The following is a 14,996-nucleotide window of genomic DNA, read 5'->3' on the forward strand; positions in this document are numbered from 1 at the left end:
CTCAAGTTCGGGCTAAAAGCTAAAACCCGTTAAAACGGGTTCAAATTCTTTAATGTAGTAAGCTTTAGCTTACTTAAGCTTTTAGCCGGAAATTTATTTCCCGGCTACTTTTGATAACGCCATTTTTGCACCCGAAACACGCCCACTAATTTAATTCCACTCTCAATTTGAGCAAATCGCTCTTGTTTGACGGATCGCGCTGAACTCTCCTGCACGGAGGTTAAGCTAAAACTCAGGAGTGCCAAGACTAATGCCGTGGCGGTTAAATTACACGTAAATCTTATGTTAAACATTGCCCTGAAATAACCTTACTCAATCACTGGCAAGACTCCAGTGGTAAACTCAGCTATGACTTGGTGATGGAAAATCACTGGGATAAAACTCCCTGTCAAGTAAAATCATAAACTAAAAACCCTCCTAAATAGCTTCAGTAAACTTACTGAAAAATTTGCGGCTGTTCTATCAGCCATTTCGCGTAGATTCACCAAACAATCTTCATAAAATAAAGATTTGATGAAGATTATGGGTAGTTTACTGATTACTTTTACCAAAGTGTAAGTATTCATCGGACATGAGATAACCAATCAATCATCACGTCTGGCAAGATAATTTTAGTGCGAGTGTTCGGATCAATACAAACATGGCGAGTTAAGGCATCTGCTAGGTGTCGTTGCGGTGAAGCAGCATCGATAACCTGATACTTAATTTCAAACTTGCTATCACTTAACCGTTGAGGTATCCCATCAATCAGCAGCTTGTCCCCACAAAACATGGGCTGAAAAAAGTCTACACTACTGTGGATAATTGGCACAGCCACAGCAGCTTGGCTAAAAAATGTCTTGAGATTAATACCCACCTTGGCTAGAGAGTCTTCATAGGCTTCGTGACACATCGCCAAAACATTGGCAAAGTAAACGACACCAGCAGCATCGGTATCTTGAAAGCGGACGGTGCGATTATAGGTAAAGGACATCAATGAAATTGTTCAGCTTAATGGTATCCTGGTTAAGGCGGGTGGGCAATGCCCACCCTACGGTATATCATGGATTTTGGCGGTAGAGGTTTGGTCACCAAACCACCGAGAGTAAGGGTTTGGTGACCAAACCCCTACTTAGAATTCCCCAATGGCGGTTGACTCGGACGCCACCGCTTTTTTTCTCGCCGTTGTTTCCAGTCCCGAATGGCAATCGCCTCTTTGGCGGCGGGAGTACGATAACCCTTGCGGCTACTTTCATCTTGATTGGCTGAGGTGCTAATTTTCGGGTGGGGTTGTTTGACTAAATACTGCGCCAGATCATCGTAGGGTGATTTAAAATTCAGGTCTTGCAGAATGTGCCGAACTGAATGATAACGATTCGTCAGCGATACACTCGTCATTTTCCGCAGCACTTGAGTCAAAGGCTGACTGATATGCACCAAGCGTTCCCAGTATAAGGCACCAGTTTGGCGATCGCTCTCCAAGTCTAGAGGCGCTTTTCCGGTTAGCAGGTAAAGACAGGTCATCCCTAGGGCGTAGATATCACTGGCAAATACCGGGCGCAGGGAAAACTGTTCGGGTGGGGCAAATCCAACGGTGCCAATAAAATGAGTTGAGGCGAGTTTCATGCTACTGTCGAGGGCTTGCACCAACTTCTCCTTGACCGCACCGAAGTCAATCAACACCAGCCGACCATCATCTTCACAGCGGATAATATTTTGTGGCTTGATATCTCGGTGAATCACGTTATTGCGGTGAATGTAGTCGAGTAGGGGTAGCATTTCCGCCAAAAACTGTCTGATGGCTACCTCAGATAAACATCCACTCCGCCTGACTAGCCGTGCTAAGGTTGAACCCCGGACGTATTCCTGAACTAAAAAAAATTCCTCCCCAGTCTCAAAGTAATCGAGTAACATGGGAATCTGAGAGTGACTACCCAGTTTGCCGAGAATTTTTGCCTCTCGTTCAAAACGCTGGCGAGCATTCTCCAAGGCTTTCGGGTGATCAACTTTGGGACAAAGCTGTTTAATCACGCACAGCGGTTGACCCGGTAACTCAGCATCTTTGGCGAGAAAGGTCACGCCAAACCCACCGCGCCCCAACATTCGCAAGATCTCATAGCGATCGCAAAAGAGTTCATTTTGACCGCAAAGCTGACCAAGTTGGGTTTGCTGTAAAATTTCCGAGTGGAAGGAAGACAGGTTTCCCGGCGCAAAATTCATTTTTCCAGAATCAGATGGTACAAGCTCTCCAGCCTGTTCTTAGTTTAGGCAAAGATCTTATCTTTCTTCAAATTTACACGACGCCCCCATAAGTGGCACAATAGATCTTTCCTATTCATGAATAAATGTAGGCGACCTGAGCGATTAACTTCGACAAAAATAAACGATAGATCGTTAGTATATAGAGCAGACGTGCAACGATGACTATGCATCCAAAACTACAAAAAGCTTTTGAACACCGCCAAGTCCTCAAGGTTATTAGTGGCTTGAATAACTTTGACTCCCAACGGGTGAGTGCTACCGTTAAGGCGGCGGATCGGGGTGGGGCGACGTTTGTCGATATCGCCGCGGCTCCAGATTTGATTCTTCTTGTCAAAGGGTTGACAAATCTACCGATTTGTGTATCTGCTGTCGAACCCCAGCGATTTGTCAGTGCGGTGGAAGCTGGGGCAGATTTGATAGAAATTGGGAATTTCGATAGCTTCTACGCCCAAGGAAGGCGGTTTGAGGCAGCAGAGGTTTTAGCCTTGACCCAACAGACGCGATCGCTCTTGCCTGATATTACTCTATCTGTTACCGTTCCGCATATCCTGACGTTAGATCAGCAAGTGGAATTGGCAGAAAAACTGGTGCAAGCTGGGGCAGATATTATCCAAACCGAAGGCGGTACCAGCAGTCAGCCTCGTTCGGCGGGAACATTGGGCTTGATTGAAAAAGCTGCCCCCACCTTAGCCGCGGCATCCGAAATTTCTGGTGCAGTCTCTGTACCTGTACTCTGTGCTTCTGGCTTATCCAGTGTCACCGTACCCATGGCAATTGCCGCAGGTGCGGCTGGCGTTGGGGTTGGTTCGGCGGTGAATCAGTTAAACAACGAAGTGGCGATGGTTGCGGCTGTCCGCAGTTTGGTGGAAGCCTTGGCAACGGTTGAAACCGTAGGGGCGCACAGACCTGCCCCCGATTCAATCGGCAAATCTATCCCACAATTTTAGCTGTGTCCGTCTGGTAGTGGCATGGCACACCTAATTCGATGAATTAGCATTACGCCAAAGAAACCTATAAAATCAGGGGCTAAAGCCCCTACTACGAACTAAAATGGTTTGAATCGCGGCGACAATAATTTCCGGTTCATCAACCCAGACAAAATGACTACTCCGAGTCGCAGCTATTTGAGTACAATTACTTGACAGCTTAAGTAGTTCAGCGTGCATCTGATCCCGCAACGTATCAGCCGCTTGAATTGGCAGATAAAAATTCCAGATTGAGCGCTTGAAGAAGGTACTCGCTTTGATACTTACCAGAGGAATATTACCCAAACTTTTCACCTGACTCACTTGATAACTACTTCGGTCTAAATTCCACAATTCACGCCACATGGTTAACCAGTGACGATAATGATAAAACGAACGCTTGACCTGTTGTCGCGTTTTTGGCGGAAACTGACGCAGCTCTTTTTTCAGCAACTCAAATATGCCAATTGTGCCTAAAATTCTGACAATTCCCAGGATTGAACCCAAGATTGACATCGCAAATCCCGACAGAAAAAATAATTTTAATCCCCGCAGCATCAAAGGCATCTTTAACATGGCGACTTCATCAAGTCCATCTGTTAGGACAATGAGTTTTTTCGGTTAAGGCAACAATATCATAGTCTTTAAAACTCATCGTAGTATCCTCTTTAAGTTAATATATTAAGTATTTGTGAATAAAAATTGCAAACTTTGAATTAACCGTCCTTAACGTTTTAAAGTAGAAATGCCTAACACCCAATCAACAGTTCTGAGGCATGAGCATGGTAAATCTGGACACCCGATGGGACGCGATCGCAAGCTACGCAAGTTATGATAACTCCAACTATTTCAATGGGGCAAAGCCGTCAGGGAAGAAGGCTGTGTCTGGGAGAATCCCTTGTCGCGTAGTGCATTCGATTCCCGGACGGGTGCGATTTCGCGTGCCTCGGTTGGTGGATGATGCTGATTATGCCAAGAAGCTAGAAGCATTGATGGCATCTCAGGATGGGGTAACTCAGGTGCGTGTGCGTCGCCCCGCCGCCTCTATTGTAATTGGCTATGACAATCAACAGCTATCTGACGTTCAGATGCGTCAGGTGTTGCTGACGTTGATTCAAACCTCTGGAAGACGAGACAGGGAACACAGGAACCAATTTGTAGGGGCGGGTTTGACCGATAACGTTACCCAAGAAACCGCTAACTTGACTAAACCCGCCCTACTTGGGGAATCCCAATCCCCAAATCCCAATCCCCAATCACTAGAGGAAAATGACTGGTCTGAATTGAAACGTCCCGCCCTGGCTACTCTCCTCGCCCTGTTAGCCGGTCCGTTGCGCCTGCCCATTCCTCAATCTCTGGTGGCGGGTTCTGTCGCGGTTGCGGGATTACCTGTGGCGAAACGTGCCATCGCCAGTTTGTTGGGGGAACAGCGCCTGACGATTGATTGCTTGGATTTGGTGGCGATTACTTTATCTTCAATTCAGGGAAATTGGCTGACACCTGCCCTGATGATGACACTTCACGAATTAGGAGATATTATCCGCGATCGCACGGCGCGTTCGTCTCAGGCTCAAGCCACGGATTTACTCGATTCTATCGGACAATATGCTTGGGTGGAGTGTAATGGGGAAAAACAGCAGGTTTCATTGACTGAGGTACATCCTGGGGATACGGTAATCGTTTATCCCGGCGAACAAATCCCTGTTGATGGTTTGGTATTGCGAGGAAATGCCACGATTGATCAGCAGAAACTCACTGGGGAATCAATGCCTGTGGTACGAGAAGCCGGACAAACCGTCTATGCATCCACATTAGTGCGATCGGGTGAATTGTATATCAAAGTGGAACGGGTTGGGGCAGATACCTGCGCGGGTGCGAGTATTCAGTTGGCGCAGCAAGCCCCTGTCCATGATACGCGCATGGAAAATTATGCGGCACAACTGGCAGAACGGTCAATTATGCCCGCGTTTCTCCTCGCCAGTGGGGTTTGGGCAATTACTCGGAATCCGGCTAGGGCAGCGTCTATTCTCACCCTGGACTTTGTTACCGGGATGCGTGTCTCGATTCCCACCACCTTTCTCGCCGCCCTCACCCATGCCACACGCCATGGTATTTTAGTCCGTTCAGGACGGGCATTGGAACAACTTGCCCAGGTGGATACGATTGTTTTCGATAAGACGGGAACCTTAACTCAGGGGAATATTCAAGTTGTGGCGGTGGAAACCGTCACCAATCGCTTGTCGGCACAACGTATCTTAGAACTTGCAGCAGCAGCGGAACAACGGTTAACTCATCCAGTGGCGGAAGCGGTAATGCGTTACGTGGAGGAACAGGGTATTGATATCTTACCTCGTGGCGAGTGGCATTATGAGGTGGGATTAGGTGTGCGGGCGGAAATTGACGGTGAGAGAGTATTAGTTGGCAGCGATCGCTTTTTGCGGCAAGCTGGAATTGATGTAGATTGTTTTTATGATCAGCATCCCTGTTGTCGTGAATCGTCGCAATGTCAGCAAGATTGTCCGATTTCTGCTGATTCATCCTTAATTTATGTTGCGTGTGAGGATGAATTCCAAGGGGTAATTCAATATAAAGATCCCTTGCGCTTAGAAAGCCGTCGGGTGATTCATCAGTTGCAACATGAGTATGGGATGGAAATTCATCTGTTAACCGGGGATAGCCAAACTAAAGCCGTCGCCGTGGCGCAGGAATTAGAGATTCCCTTGTCTCAGGTTCACGCCGAAGCCTTCCCTCAAACCAAAGCTGATGTGGTACGTCGGTTAAAAGAACAGGGAAAAACGGTGGCGTTTACGGGAGATGGGTTAAATGATTCCGTGGCGCTGGCGTATGCTGATGTGTCGATTTCCTTTGGTGATGGTTCAGCGGTGGCGAGGGAAACAGCGGATGTGGTGCTAATGGATAATGACTTAGCCAGTTTACTGGATGCGATCGCGATCGGCAAGCAAACTCTGGCAATTGTCAAGCAGAATACAGCCTTGGCGGTTACGCCTAATGTAGCGGCGTTGGGATTGGCGTCAACGGTGGGACTTCATCCCCTAGTTGCCACAGGGGTGCATAATGGAAGTGCGATCGTCGCTGGGTTAAATGCGCTACGACCTTTAATGCATCGAGATTAGTGATTGTTTGTAGTAGGCACTTTAGTGCCCTAAAAGGCTTTACCTAAAATGCGTCCTACGAATAGGTCGTCATTGGTCATGTCCTGATGATTGCTGCTTCGGCAACGATAGGGGGAAAACCCGCCCCTACACAACAAATGTAGAGACGTTGCCGGCAACGTCTCTACACCCTATCAGGTAGGCAGGATTAGTTAAAACTTATCGGTTTCAGAGGGTGAACTGCCTCCTCCTGGTTTGGTAAGGAATAAGTTATCCTCTACCTCATTCTGATAGATACATTCAATTTCTGGATTACCTTCCAATGGACCGGTGAAGCCAAAGGTATTCATCCGATTTTTACACGATTTCACTTGATCCGAAGTAACCAGGTTCCGTTTCTCTAAAATTGCCCAGTTGTTCCGGCGCAAAACACATCCGGGGCGCATACTCGGCTGGGTGACATAAACGTTAAAGGGGTTAAGGGTCACGAAAACCCGCATATCTGTAACCATCGCGCTGGCACCATACTGGATACACAATTCCGGATTGGGCGCACTGCGGTCAATGGCTTCACGGGATGCCACATTTTCCAGATTGGGACTGGCTGTGGAACTGAAGGCGATACCGACGCCAATTCCCAGGATAAAAATTCCGCCGAGGATGGCGAGGGTAGTGGCGTTCAGGATGGAAGCGACGGGGTTAGTTCGACGTCTCATAGGGGTTGAATCAACTTGACTAAAATTGCCAGGGAGGGATTAGCAGGGATATAAAATACCAGATGGTCAGTTTACAGGAACTAAGTATATTTTATCGGGAATAAACATCTCATTGCATTGTCCTCTTGCTTCTAGTATGCCTACATAGATACGGACTTGAGGAAAAATATCATAGGTGGACAAGGGCAAGGAAGGATAATATAAGGGTTCCCAGGTTTATCACTCTTGCCCACCCTAAATAAAATCGGCTGACTATCCGACAATGGCAGTTGCTAGGAACATGACTCCCACTGAGCAAATTGCCAAGCCGAAAACCCGCAGGATAGCTAATGCATTCTCACTCCATCGCTTGAGGATAAGTTGACTTGCCATCATCGCGCCGAAAGCAATAATCCCCTGAATGAGTGTAAATCCCAGCAGATATGCCGCTATCGGATTCATCTCGGCACCAATAATGGCTTCTCCATAAGCATAACCATGGAACAATCCCGCGATCGCAGCCAGTCCAGTTAACACTTTATAATCGAGACGGTATTGCCCTATCAGCATTGCCCCAAACAGAACCACCGAAGCGGCAATTGCCAGTTCAGTCATCGGCAAATCAATCGCTAACAGGTGAATCCCTGTACCTACCATTGCCGTTAACAAAAAGGCAACCGGAATAAAACCACCCCGAACAAGATTCGCGGCTAATAAACCCACAGCCACAACAAACGCCAAATGGTCAAATCCGATAACCGGGTGCGCGAATCCAGAGAGCAACCCTTCCCAGACATTGGCAGGGGTTCTACCCCCAACCGGGTGGTGAGCGGCGGCACGTTCAGCGGCCCCTAAGACACCAATCCAAACCAACAGAGCAATCTGAACCCAGTCAAATCCTGGTTTTTTTAGAGTAGAGCGTTTTAACGGATAGTGCCGCATAGTAGACTGTTTAAACTTCAATCGTTCACACCTCATCAATGACATATTTGGGAAAGGCGGATTTATTATAGCGGTTCTCAGTGTCAGGGCGGGTTTAGTTTCATCTGGGGTGTCGCAACACTCAACACTCAAAACTAAGTCAGGGCTGGTTTTGCACAAACGTGATAGCAATTGCCATAGCGGTTAGGACGCATCTTATGGTAGAGACGTTGCATGCAACGTCTCTACTTCCTCATCCCTGATTTGCCATCACAAAGTTAGAAAAACTGAGTTGATTTACCTGATGCCATTGGTAAATCTGTTCGCGAAAGCCCCTAACCGGGACATCACGTCACCCCCTAATCCAGGAATCCGCATAGTCAAACCCTGGAGTTCCGCCACCGAGTTAACTTCTCGCTTAAACCAGCCGCCCATCTGAGTTCCCGTATTCCCCGCCGGAAAGTTAATCACACCGAAGTCACTATAAAGCTTGTGCATCGCCTCTAAACCACCGCCATGGTATAACCAGGCATTCTGTTGTTGGGCGTCTAAACCAAAGGGAACAGTTGTGCCAAATGCCAAAGCTGGGTTTTTGCCGATGTAATAATAGCTAGCGGTGTGACCACATTGCACCGTGCCAGTTTGTACTGCATCTAGCACCTGCAATCCGGGTACAATTTCACCAGCAGCAAAGGGCTTAATCGTGAAACGCCCATTGGTCATTTCACTGACACGCTGGCTCATGGTTTCTGCGCCGCCAAAAATAGTATCCAACGATTGGGGCCAACTCGTTGCCATGCGCCATCGAATTCTGGGTTGGCTAACGCTTTGCGCCCCTGAATTAGTGGCGGTTGGGCGACACCCCGCTAAGGCGGCGGTGCCTGTTGCACCAATGACAGCATTCCCGACAAATTTTCTGCGTTTCATATTCGTCATTTGTCATTTGTCATTTGTCATTCGTCCTTCGCGTCCTACTCAAGGGAGTGCCAAGCAAGCTACATCCTTTGTCAAGGTTTGAGGCTTATTAGCATTGCTGAGAACAGTGTACACCAGGTTCTTAACGGCTCAACATCATCTATAGTGTTTTCAGATGATTTGTGTACAGCCAAAGCACTGAGAGCGTTCCTGAGCAAGGATTGCTTGTTTACATCTCAAATGGAAACGCTATATAGTGATTGTTCAGTCATCAGTTATACATCAAAAAATGACGAGTTTCATAGATTGTAGTTATTCAATAAATTTCAATTGCCCATGACTTGGTTTATATTTGCTACCCTAACCGCTGTTTTTGAATCCCTCAAGGATGTCACCAGCAAACATGGCTTAAAAACTATTAATGTTTATATTGTCTCTTGGTCGTTAATTGTCTTCACGCTTCCCTTATTGCTGCCTCTTTTATTTTTCATTAACATCCCTGAACTGGGGAATCGATTTGGACTTGCCTTGATAGTTGGCGGCAGTTTCAATGTCATTTCGATGATTTTATATATTAAGGCGATCAAGGTATCTGATTTATCGATCACAGTTCCGTTAATTACGTTTACTCCCCTGTTTCTATTAGTCACCTCTCCGCTGATTGTTCAAGAATATCCGACAGTCATGGATGCCATCGGCATGGTCTTGATTGTCGCGGGGTCTTATATTTTGAACTTGAAGGAAAAAGCGCAGGGTTACTTGGCTCCTTTCAAATCTCTGTTCCGGGAAAAGGGACCGAAGCTGATGATCCTGGTGGCATTTATTTGGAGTATCACCTCTAACGTTGACAAGGTTGGGGTGCAAAATTCCTCACCAACTTTTTGGGCGATCGCGAATTATTCGTTTATTGCTACGGCGATGACGCCAATCATGTTGTATAAGGCTTATAATCACTTAACCCAAATCCGCCAAAATTTCATCTCCTTGATACCTATTGGACTCTTTCACGGTGCAGCCGTACTCTTCCAAATGCAGGCGATTAACCTGACACTGGTGGCTCATGTCATTTCCATCAAGCGCATGAGCGTCTTACTCAGTGTACTGCTGGGGCATTTTATTTTTAAAGAAAAAGGCATCAAAGAACGGTCACTTGGCGCAGCAATTATGATTTCTGGGGTAGTTTTAATTACCATCTGAGTAAAAATTAATAGAGACATTTTCTTACTTTTTTTGTCTCCAGAGTCTACCAATCGGGTGAATTTTATGACTCTAAACTAATATGCCCCCTACCTGGATACCTGGTAAATGACTGAAACCATTTAACAACTGGATAAAGGGTCTTGGGGGATTTGATACTGATTATCAAATTGCCACAAACTCTAGCCAAAAGAAAAAAAGCCAGAGTAGCCACAAATAAAAATATAGTTTACGATCAATGTATAGGTTTGTAAATAGACCAAAAAAATTAACCTTTCGGTAGATACCTGCCTGTCTATCCGTATATAACAGAAGTAAAGGTTTAAAGAGGGTGTACTCAACGACAACCATCAAGAGTCTAAGCTAATACACATTTTAATGTCTGCCTTGACATCCTGACTTTTTGCAGTGTAAGGACGGGGTCAGTTGATTCCGCAATAACGGACAAAATCCATAACTATAGCAGATAAAATGTACAATCGCTTAGTCAGGCAAGTGAATCCAAACTTAGGATCACCAATTGCCTGAGAAAATCTTGAAGGTAGTAATTTAGGCAGCACAAAAAGTTGTAGCAGTCTAGGGAATCACCAGTTGTGAAAATAGCATTGCTGATTGGGGTAAGTGAGTACGGCTATGGTTTTCACCCCGTACCCGGAGCCGTTAACGCTGTTGAAGCGATGCAACGAGTTTTGCAGTATTCTTTTGATGAAGTAGAAACGCTGATCAATCCGAATCCTCCCGTGATGCGGGAAACCATCGAAACGCTGTTGAGTAAGCGTGCCGAGGAAGATGTCGTGTTGTTGTTTTTCTCAGGTCAATGTATCCAAGATTATAATGATACCGTATATTTAGGAACTGGTATCACCGCCACTCGCATGACTGATGACAATTCCCTAAAAGAATTAGTCAAGGCAACCGTTGTTCCAGCTCGTTTAATCCAGGATATACTTGGCAACAGTCCCTGTCCGCAGAATATTGTAATTATCGACGGTTACTGTAGCAATATTTTGGATTGGGAAATAACGGCAAACGACTATAATCAGGTTGGGTTAAAACAACAAATGACGGGTGAGAAGTGGGCGCTGCTGAGCTGTTTTAGTTCCATTCCCTATTTCAACCAATCAGAACAATCTCAACCCTCAGATTACACTCGTTACTTAATCGAAGGACTGGCAACGGGGCTGGCCGATCGCAATCATGATGATTGGATTTGTGTCAAGGAACTTCATGACTATGTTTCTCAGCAGCTTAAAATCGTTGCTCCGGCTTTAAAACCTAGATTATATGCTAGCGAACCTTACCAAGCGATCGCACTGAGTCAAGTGCCCCTGAATCGCCTCACCTTAAAGTATCGAAAAGAAGCACAACGTTGGATCAGAGGGGGTGAAATTTCCGTCGGCGGTCGTTCGGCTCTGGATACATTAGCACAGAGTCTACAGCTCACTCCAGCCGATTGTGCGGCGATAGAAGCCCAAGTTTTAACTCCCTATCGCGAGTATCAGGAAAAATTACAGCGATATAAACAAGCGTTTCGGGAAGTTTTCCGAGCCGATAATTCACTCAACCCCAAGTCTCGTAAACTCTTAAAAGATTTGCAACAGTCTTTAGGATTGAAAGATCAAGATATTAAAGACACCGAACAAATAATCCTATCCCAAAAGCAATCCCGCCAAACTTCCCAGTCGAATTCCGATAGTAATCGGGAAGTCGAGAGAACAGGAGGAACAGACATTAGAGAATCTCTAAGTCGTATTTCTACCTCACTGATTCGAGATCAACGAGATCAAGAAGAAACCACCGACGTATCCACACTCATGGAGGTGTCACCCCAATCAGAGGATAGCATCCCATCGACTCAATCGGTTGAGCCTACAGAACCAACTGTTTCAGCCTCTGCACCTGTGCAGGTGTCACCTCCAGCTGAAGATGTCCCACCGACTCAACCCGTTGATTCCCCAGCACCCCCTATCCCGCCATCCACACCGACAGAGGGATCACCCCAATCACACAAAAGTGTCTCACCCAATCAACCCGTTGATTCCCCAGCACCACCTGTCTCCGCCTCCACCTCGCCAGAGGTTCCATCGCCCCAACAGGAGAGTGCGATCGCGCCCTCATCCACCTTTGACTCGATTAATCCTCAACCAACCCAAGAATCAACGTCATCCAATGGCAATCAACCCGATCGACTCTCATTAAAACCCAATTCTATCCCCGAATGGTATATGCAAACGCCAGACGAACCGGAAACCAAACCGACTTCTGGCGTTCAATTATCATCAAATCTTAGCAATTTCTTAAATCCTGAACCCGCCGTTTCTAAATCCTCCAATAAACTTCTCCTTTGGGCAGGAATTGGTGGCGGTTTAGCTACATTAGCTCTACTGATTAGTTTATTTAATCGTGCCGCCGTACAACCGTCAACCGATTCAACCGATACCGTTGTATCATCATCAACACCCTCTTCCACAGCAACAAAATCCCCCAACGGCGCTACTTCCAGTCCCTCCCCATCTCCCTCTCCTGAACCTAAACCATCGCCAGAACCTGCCACTTGTTCAGTGATTGTTACCGGAAATGTTCGTTCTGATCCAGCATCATTTCGCGATAATGTGATTACCTATTTAACTAGAGAACAAGTGCCGATAACAGGCAAACAAACCAAAGGCGGCTGGATAGAAATAAAACTTCCCGATCAAGGTTTAGCTTGGGCGCATCGGCAGGTAATCTTAGACGATGAGGATATAGATTCTTGCATGTTTGAACAGGGAATGACAATTGAACTGGTTCCCGATATTCCACCGCCGCCCGATTTCATTTATGACGATGACGAAGATTAACAACGGTAGAGACGTTTCCAGGGAACGTCTCCAAGACCTGACATCTTATTTCTCTTTAGTTAAACTAAAATGAAATAATCCCATCTAAACCCTGAGTGCTAACCTGTGGATGTCAGGAACCCCACGGCTATAGGTTCCGGGGGCTTGGAATTTACCCCCTACCTGACCAGCCTAAGTGGATGGTGCACTACGTTATACCCAAGAGTTCAAGTTCGTACATGAAAGCCAGCTACACCCTAAGTCAATCGTTAATTGCCGCAGACAGTCCCTCGACGGTAGACTTACTGATTACCTTTCAAGGATCAGAGTCGAGTCAGCAGACATCCTCGCGTCGTCCGCTGAATCTCAGCTTAGTCCTAGATCGGTCGGGTTCAATGGCGGGATCTCCCCTACGATATGCCATTCAAGCCGCCCAAAATCTTATTGATCATCTCACCCCCAATGATTTTGTTTCGGTGGTGATTTATGATGACACCGCCGAGGTGATTATTCCCCCACAATTAGTTGATGATCAAGCCGCCATTAAAACAAAAATTGGTAAAATTCGCGCCAGGGGCTGCACCAATTTAAGTGGCGGATGGTTGTTGGGATGTAGTCAAGTTCAAGCTAACCAAAGTCCGGAACGAATTAATCGCGTCTTACTCTTAACCGATGGATTGGCAAATTATGGGATTAAAGATCCGCAAGTGCTGACGAAAACGGCGCTAGAAAAAGCAGAGGCGGATATTGTCACCACAACCTTAGGGTTTGGTAATTATTTTAACGAAGATTTACTGATTAATATGGCGAATGCCGCCCGGGGAAATTTCTACTTTATTCAGTCTCCCGATGACGCCTCCCAAGTGTTTGAAATTGAGATGGAAAGTTTAGTCTCAGTTGTGGCGCAAAATCTTAGGGTGAGGCTACAACCAGAAGAATTTGTTAAGGTTGGTGAGATTCTCAATAACTATCGCTTTTCCCAAGTGGGTAATACGGTAGAGGTTGTCTTAGGTGATGTGTATGGCGTTGAACAAAAGCCCTTAGCAATTCCCTTAACCCTGTCCCCGCGATCGCAATCCGGAATGACGACGATTGCTACAGTAACGTATGACTATCAAACCATTGTCGAAGGCAGTATCCAAGACGTTAGCAATCAGTTTTCCATTACCTTAACCGTCGGTTCAGAAGCAGAAGCCAAAAACATCCAGCCTGATCCGCAAGTCTTAGAACAAACGTCTCAGTTAAGAATTGCCAAATTAAAAGATGAAGCCGTTTCCCTGGCGGACAAAGGAGACTTTCAACAAGCAGTAGTTAAACTGCGTGAAACGATCGAGGAACTCAAACGCAAGACATTAGACGAATTCTTTGACATTGCCGAAGAAATTGCCCAACTCGACTACTATGCCCAATGTTTAGAAAATCGACGATTTGACCGGGCAATTCGCAAAGAAATGCGGGATCAATCCTATCAAACCCAAACCCGCGATCGCGAAGATTTAAAATTCCGGGGAACCACAACAGGTGCAGCCAGTGGGTTAGAGGTAACAACGAATCCCGACAGTGGTGTTTTAGTCAAATGTGAACGGGTTGGGGGTAAGCTACGAGTGCGGGTCATTTCTGAGGGATATAATCCTGAGTTAAACGTGCAGTTTCCCCGCAGTATCCGCAAACAAGGCGTCACTTACGTCGTGGATGAAATTACCCCATCTGCTAATGGCACATTTTATCGCACCTCAGGAAACATTCGCCGCCTGGTTAAACCCGGTGAAGAAAAAGCATCCACTCAAAAAACCCGCCAAGCCAAACAATTACAAACCGCTAAAGCTCAAGGGACTGCGGCTGATTTAGAAACCACAGATACGGTGGGAGATGGGGTTCTAGTTCAGTGTATCAAGGACGGGAAAAAACTGCGAGCCAGAGTTGTTTCTGATGGCTATAATCCTGACTACAATATCCGTTTTCCGCGCACTATTCGAGAGGAAGGCATGTTATATGTAGTTGATGAGGTGAAAGAAAATCCTCAGGGCGGGTCTTATATTGCTTATGGGAAAATTCGCCGATTAGTTCAGTAGTTGTGAAAGTCAGATAGATAGTAAAACCTATTAGTGATGGCTTAATAAGCTGTCATGC

11 protein-coding genes and 1 pseudogene are annotated in these 14,996 nt (G+C 46.2%); 5 read left to right on the forward strand and 7 right to left on the reverse strand.

What is annotated here, in order from left to right:
* Positions 1–104: 104 nt before the first annotated feature.
* From ACLFWI_RS13890 to ACLFWI_RS13900, 3 genes are all read right to left on the reverse strand, one after another.
* Complete coding sequence (locus ACLFWI_RS13890; protein ID WP_446413412.1) at positions 105–293, reverse strand: hypothetical protein; 189 nt, start codon at positions 291–293, stop codon at positions 105–107.
* A gap of 269 nt (positions 294–562) precedes the next feature.
* Positions 563–973 carry an acyl-CoA thioesterase gene (locus ACLFWI_RS13895; protein ID WP_446413413.1) on the reverse strand — a complete coding sequence of 137 codons (411 nt, stop codon included), beginning with the start codon at positions 971–973 and terminating at the stop codon, positions 563–565.
* Between the two features lie 134 nt (positions 974–1,107).
* Complete coding sequence (locus ACLFWI_RS13900) at positions 1,108–2,199, reverse strand: protein kinase domain-containing protein (RefSeq protein WP_446413414.1); 1,092 nt, start codon at positions 2,197–2,199, stop codon at positions 1,108–1,110.
* Between the two features lie 200 nt (positions 2,200–2,399).
* Between ACLFWI_RS13900 and ACLFWI_RS13905 the strand changes: the two genes are divergently transcribed.
* Positions 2,400–3,188, forward strand: coding sequence for a DUF561 domain-containing protein (locus tag ACLFWI_RS13905; RefSeq protein WP_446413415.1), 789 nt, complete (start codon positions 2,400–2,402; stop codon positions 3,186–3,188).
* A gap of 72 nt (positions 3,189–3,260) precedes the next feature.
* On the opposite strand, the gene ACLFWI_RS13910 is transcribed toward ACLFWI_RS13905, so the two are convergent.
* Positions 3,261–3,782, reverse strand: coding sequence for a hypothetical protein (locus ACLFWI_RS13910; protein WP_446413416.1), 522 nt, complete (start codon positions 3,780–3,782; stop codon positions 3,261–3,263).
* A gap of 206 nt (positions 3,783–3,988) precedes the next feature.
* Between ACLFWI_RS13910 and ACLFWI_RS13915 the strand changes: the two genes are divergently transcribed.
* A complete protein-coding gene (locus tag ACLFWI_RS13915; protein WP_446413417.1) occupies positions 3,989–6,340 on the forward strand; it encodes a heavy metal translocating P-type ATPase in 2,352 nt (783 codons plus the stop codon).
* A 191-nt stretch (positions 6,341–6,531) separates the two neighbouring features.
* On the opposite strand, the gene ACLFWI_RS13920 is transcribed toward ACLFWI_RS13915, so the two are convergent.
* The 3 genes and pseudogenes from ACLFWI_RS13920 to ACLFWI_RS13930 form a co-directional block, all read right to left on the reverse strand.
* Positions 6,532–7,035 carry a DUF3172 domain-containing protein gene (locus tag ACLFWI_RS13920; RefSeq protein WP_446395831.1) on the reverse strand — a complete coding sequence of 168 codons (504 nt, stop codon included), beginning with the start codon at positions 7,033–7,035 and terminating at the stop codon, positions 6,532–6,534.
* A 252-nt stretch (positions 7,036–7,287) separates the two neighbouring features.
* Complete coding sequence (locus ACLFWI_RS13925) at positions 7,288–7,977, reverse strand: HupE/UreJ family protein (protein ID WP_232231824.1); 690 nt, start codon at positions 7,975–7,977, stop codon at positions 7,288–7,290.
* Positions 7,978–8,268: 291 nt separating this feature from the next.
* Positions 8,269–8,862: pseudogene (locus ACLFWI_RS13930) on the reverse strand (TRAP transporter substrate-binding protein); the annotation flags it as partial.
* Positions 8,863–9,186: 324 nt separating this feature from the next.
* Here ACLFWI_RS13930 and ACLFWI_RS13935 point away from each other — a divergent pair.
* The 3 genes from ACLFWI_RS13935 (at position 9,187) to ACLFWI_RS13945 (ending at position 14,938) form a co-directional block, all read left to right on the forward strand.
* Positions 9,187–10,047, forward strand: a complete 861-nt coding sequence (locus ACLFWI_RS13935; protein WP_446413418.1) for an EamA family transporter — start codon at positions 9,187–9,189, stop codon at positions 10,045–10,047.
* A 593-nt stretch (positions 10,048–10,640) separates the two neighbouring features.
* Positions 10,641–12,887, forward strand: coding sequence for a caspase family protein (locus ACLFWI_RS13940; RefSeq protein ID WP_446413419.1), 2,247 nt, complete (start codon positions 10,641–10,643; stop codon positions 12,885–12,887).
* A gap of 218 nt (positions 12,888–13,105) precedes the next feature.
* Positions 13,106–14,938, forward strand: coding sequence for a VWA domain-containing protein (locus ACLFWI_RS13945; RefSeq protein ID WP_446413420.1), 1,833 nt, complete (start codon positions 13,106–13,108; stop codon positions 14,936–14,938).
* The last annotated feature ends 58 nt before the right edge of the window (positions 14,939–14,996 follow it).

This window comes from Coleofasciculus sp. (assembly GCF_046539235.1).
GTDB lineage: Bacteria > Cyanobacteriota > Cyanobacteriia > Cyanobacteriales > Coleofasciculaceae > Coleofasciculus.

Excerpts from the sequence above, each read along its gene's own strand:
- ACLFWI_RS13910 (WP_446413416.1), bottom strand. The coding sequence starts at position 3,782 with ATGTTAAAGATGCCTTTGATGCTGCGGGGATTAAAATTATTTTTTCTG.
- ACLFWI_RS13920 (WP_446395831.1), bottom strand. The coding sequence starts at position 7,035 with ATGAGACGTCGAACTAACCCCGTCGCTTCCATCCTGAACGCCACTACC.
- ACLFWI_RS13915 (WP_446413417.1), top strand. The coding sequence starts at position 3,989 with ATGGTAAATCTGGACACCCGATGGGACGCGATCGCAAGCTACGCAAGT.
- ACLFWI_RS13905 (WP_446413415.1), top strand. The coding sequence starts at position 2,400 with ATGACTATGCATCCAAAACTACAAAAAGCTTTTGAACACCGCCAAGTC.
- ACLFWI_RS13895 (WP_446413413.1), bottom strand. The coding sequence starts at position 973 with ATGTCCTTTACCTATAATCGCACCGTCCGCTTTCAAGATACCGATGCT.
- ACLFWI_RS13945 (WP_446413420.1), top strand. The coding sequence starts at position 13,106 with ATGAAAGCCAGCTACACCCTAAGTCAATCGTTAATTGCCGCAGACAGT.
- ACLFWI_RS13935 (WP_446413418.1), top strand. The coding sequence starts at position 9,187 with ATGACTTGGTTTATATTTGCTACCCTAACCGCTGTTTTTGAATCCCTC.
- ACLFWI_RS13900 (WP_446413414.1), bottom strand. The coding sequence starts at position 2,199 with ATGAATTTTGCGCCGGGAAACCTGTCTTCCTTCCACTCGGAAATTTTA.
- ACLFWI_RS13890 (WP_446413412.1), bottom strand. The coding sequence starts at position 293 with ATGTTTAACATAAGATTTACGTGTAATTTAACCGCCACGGCATTAGTC.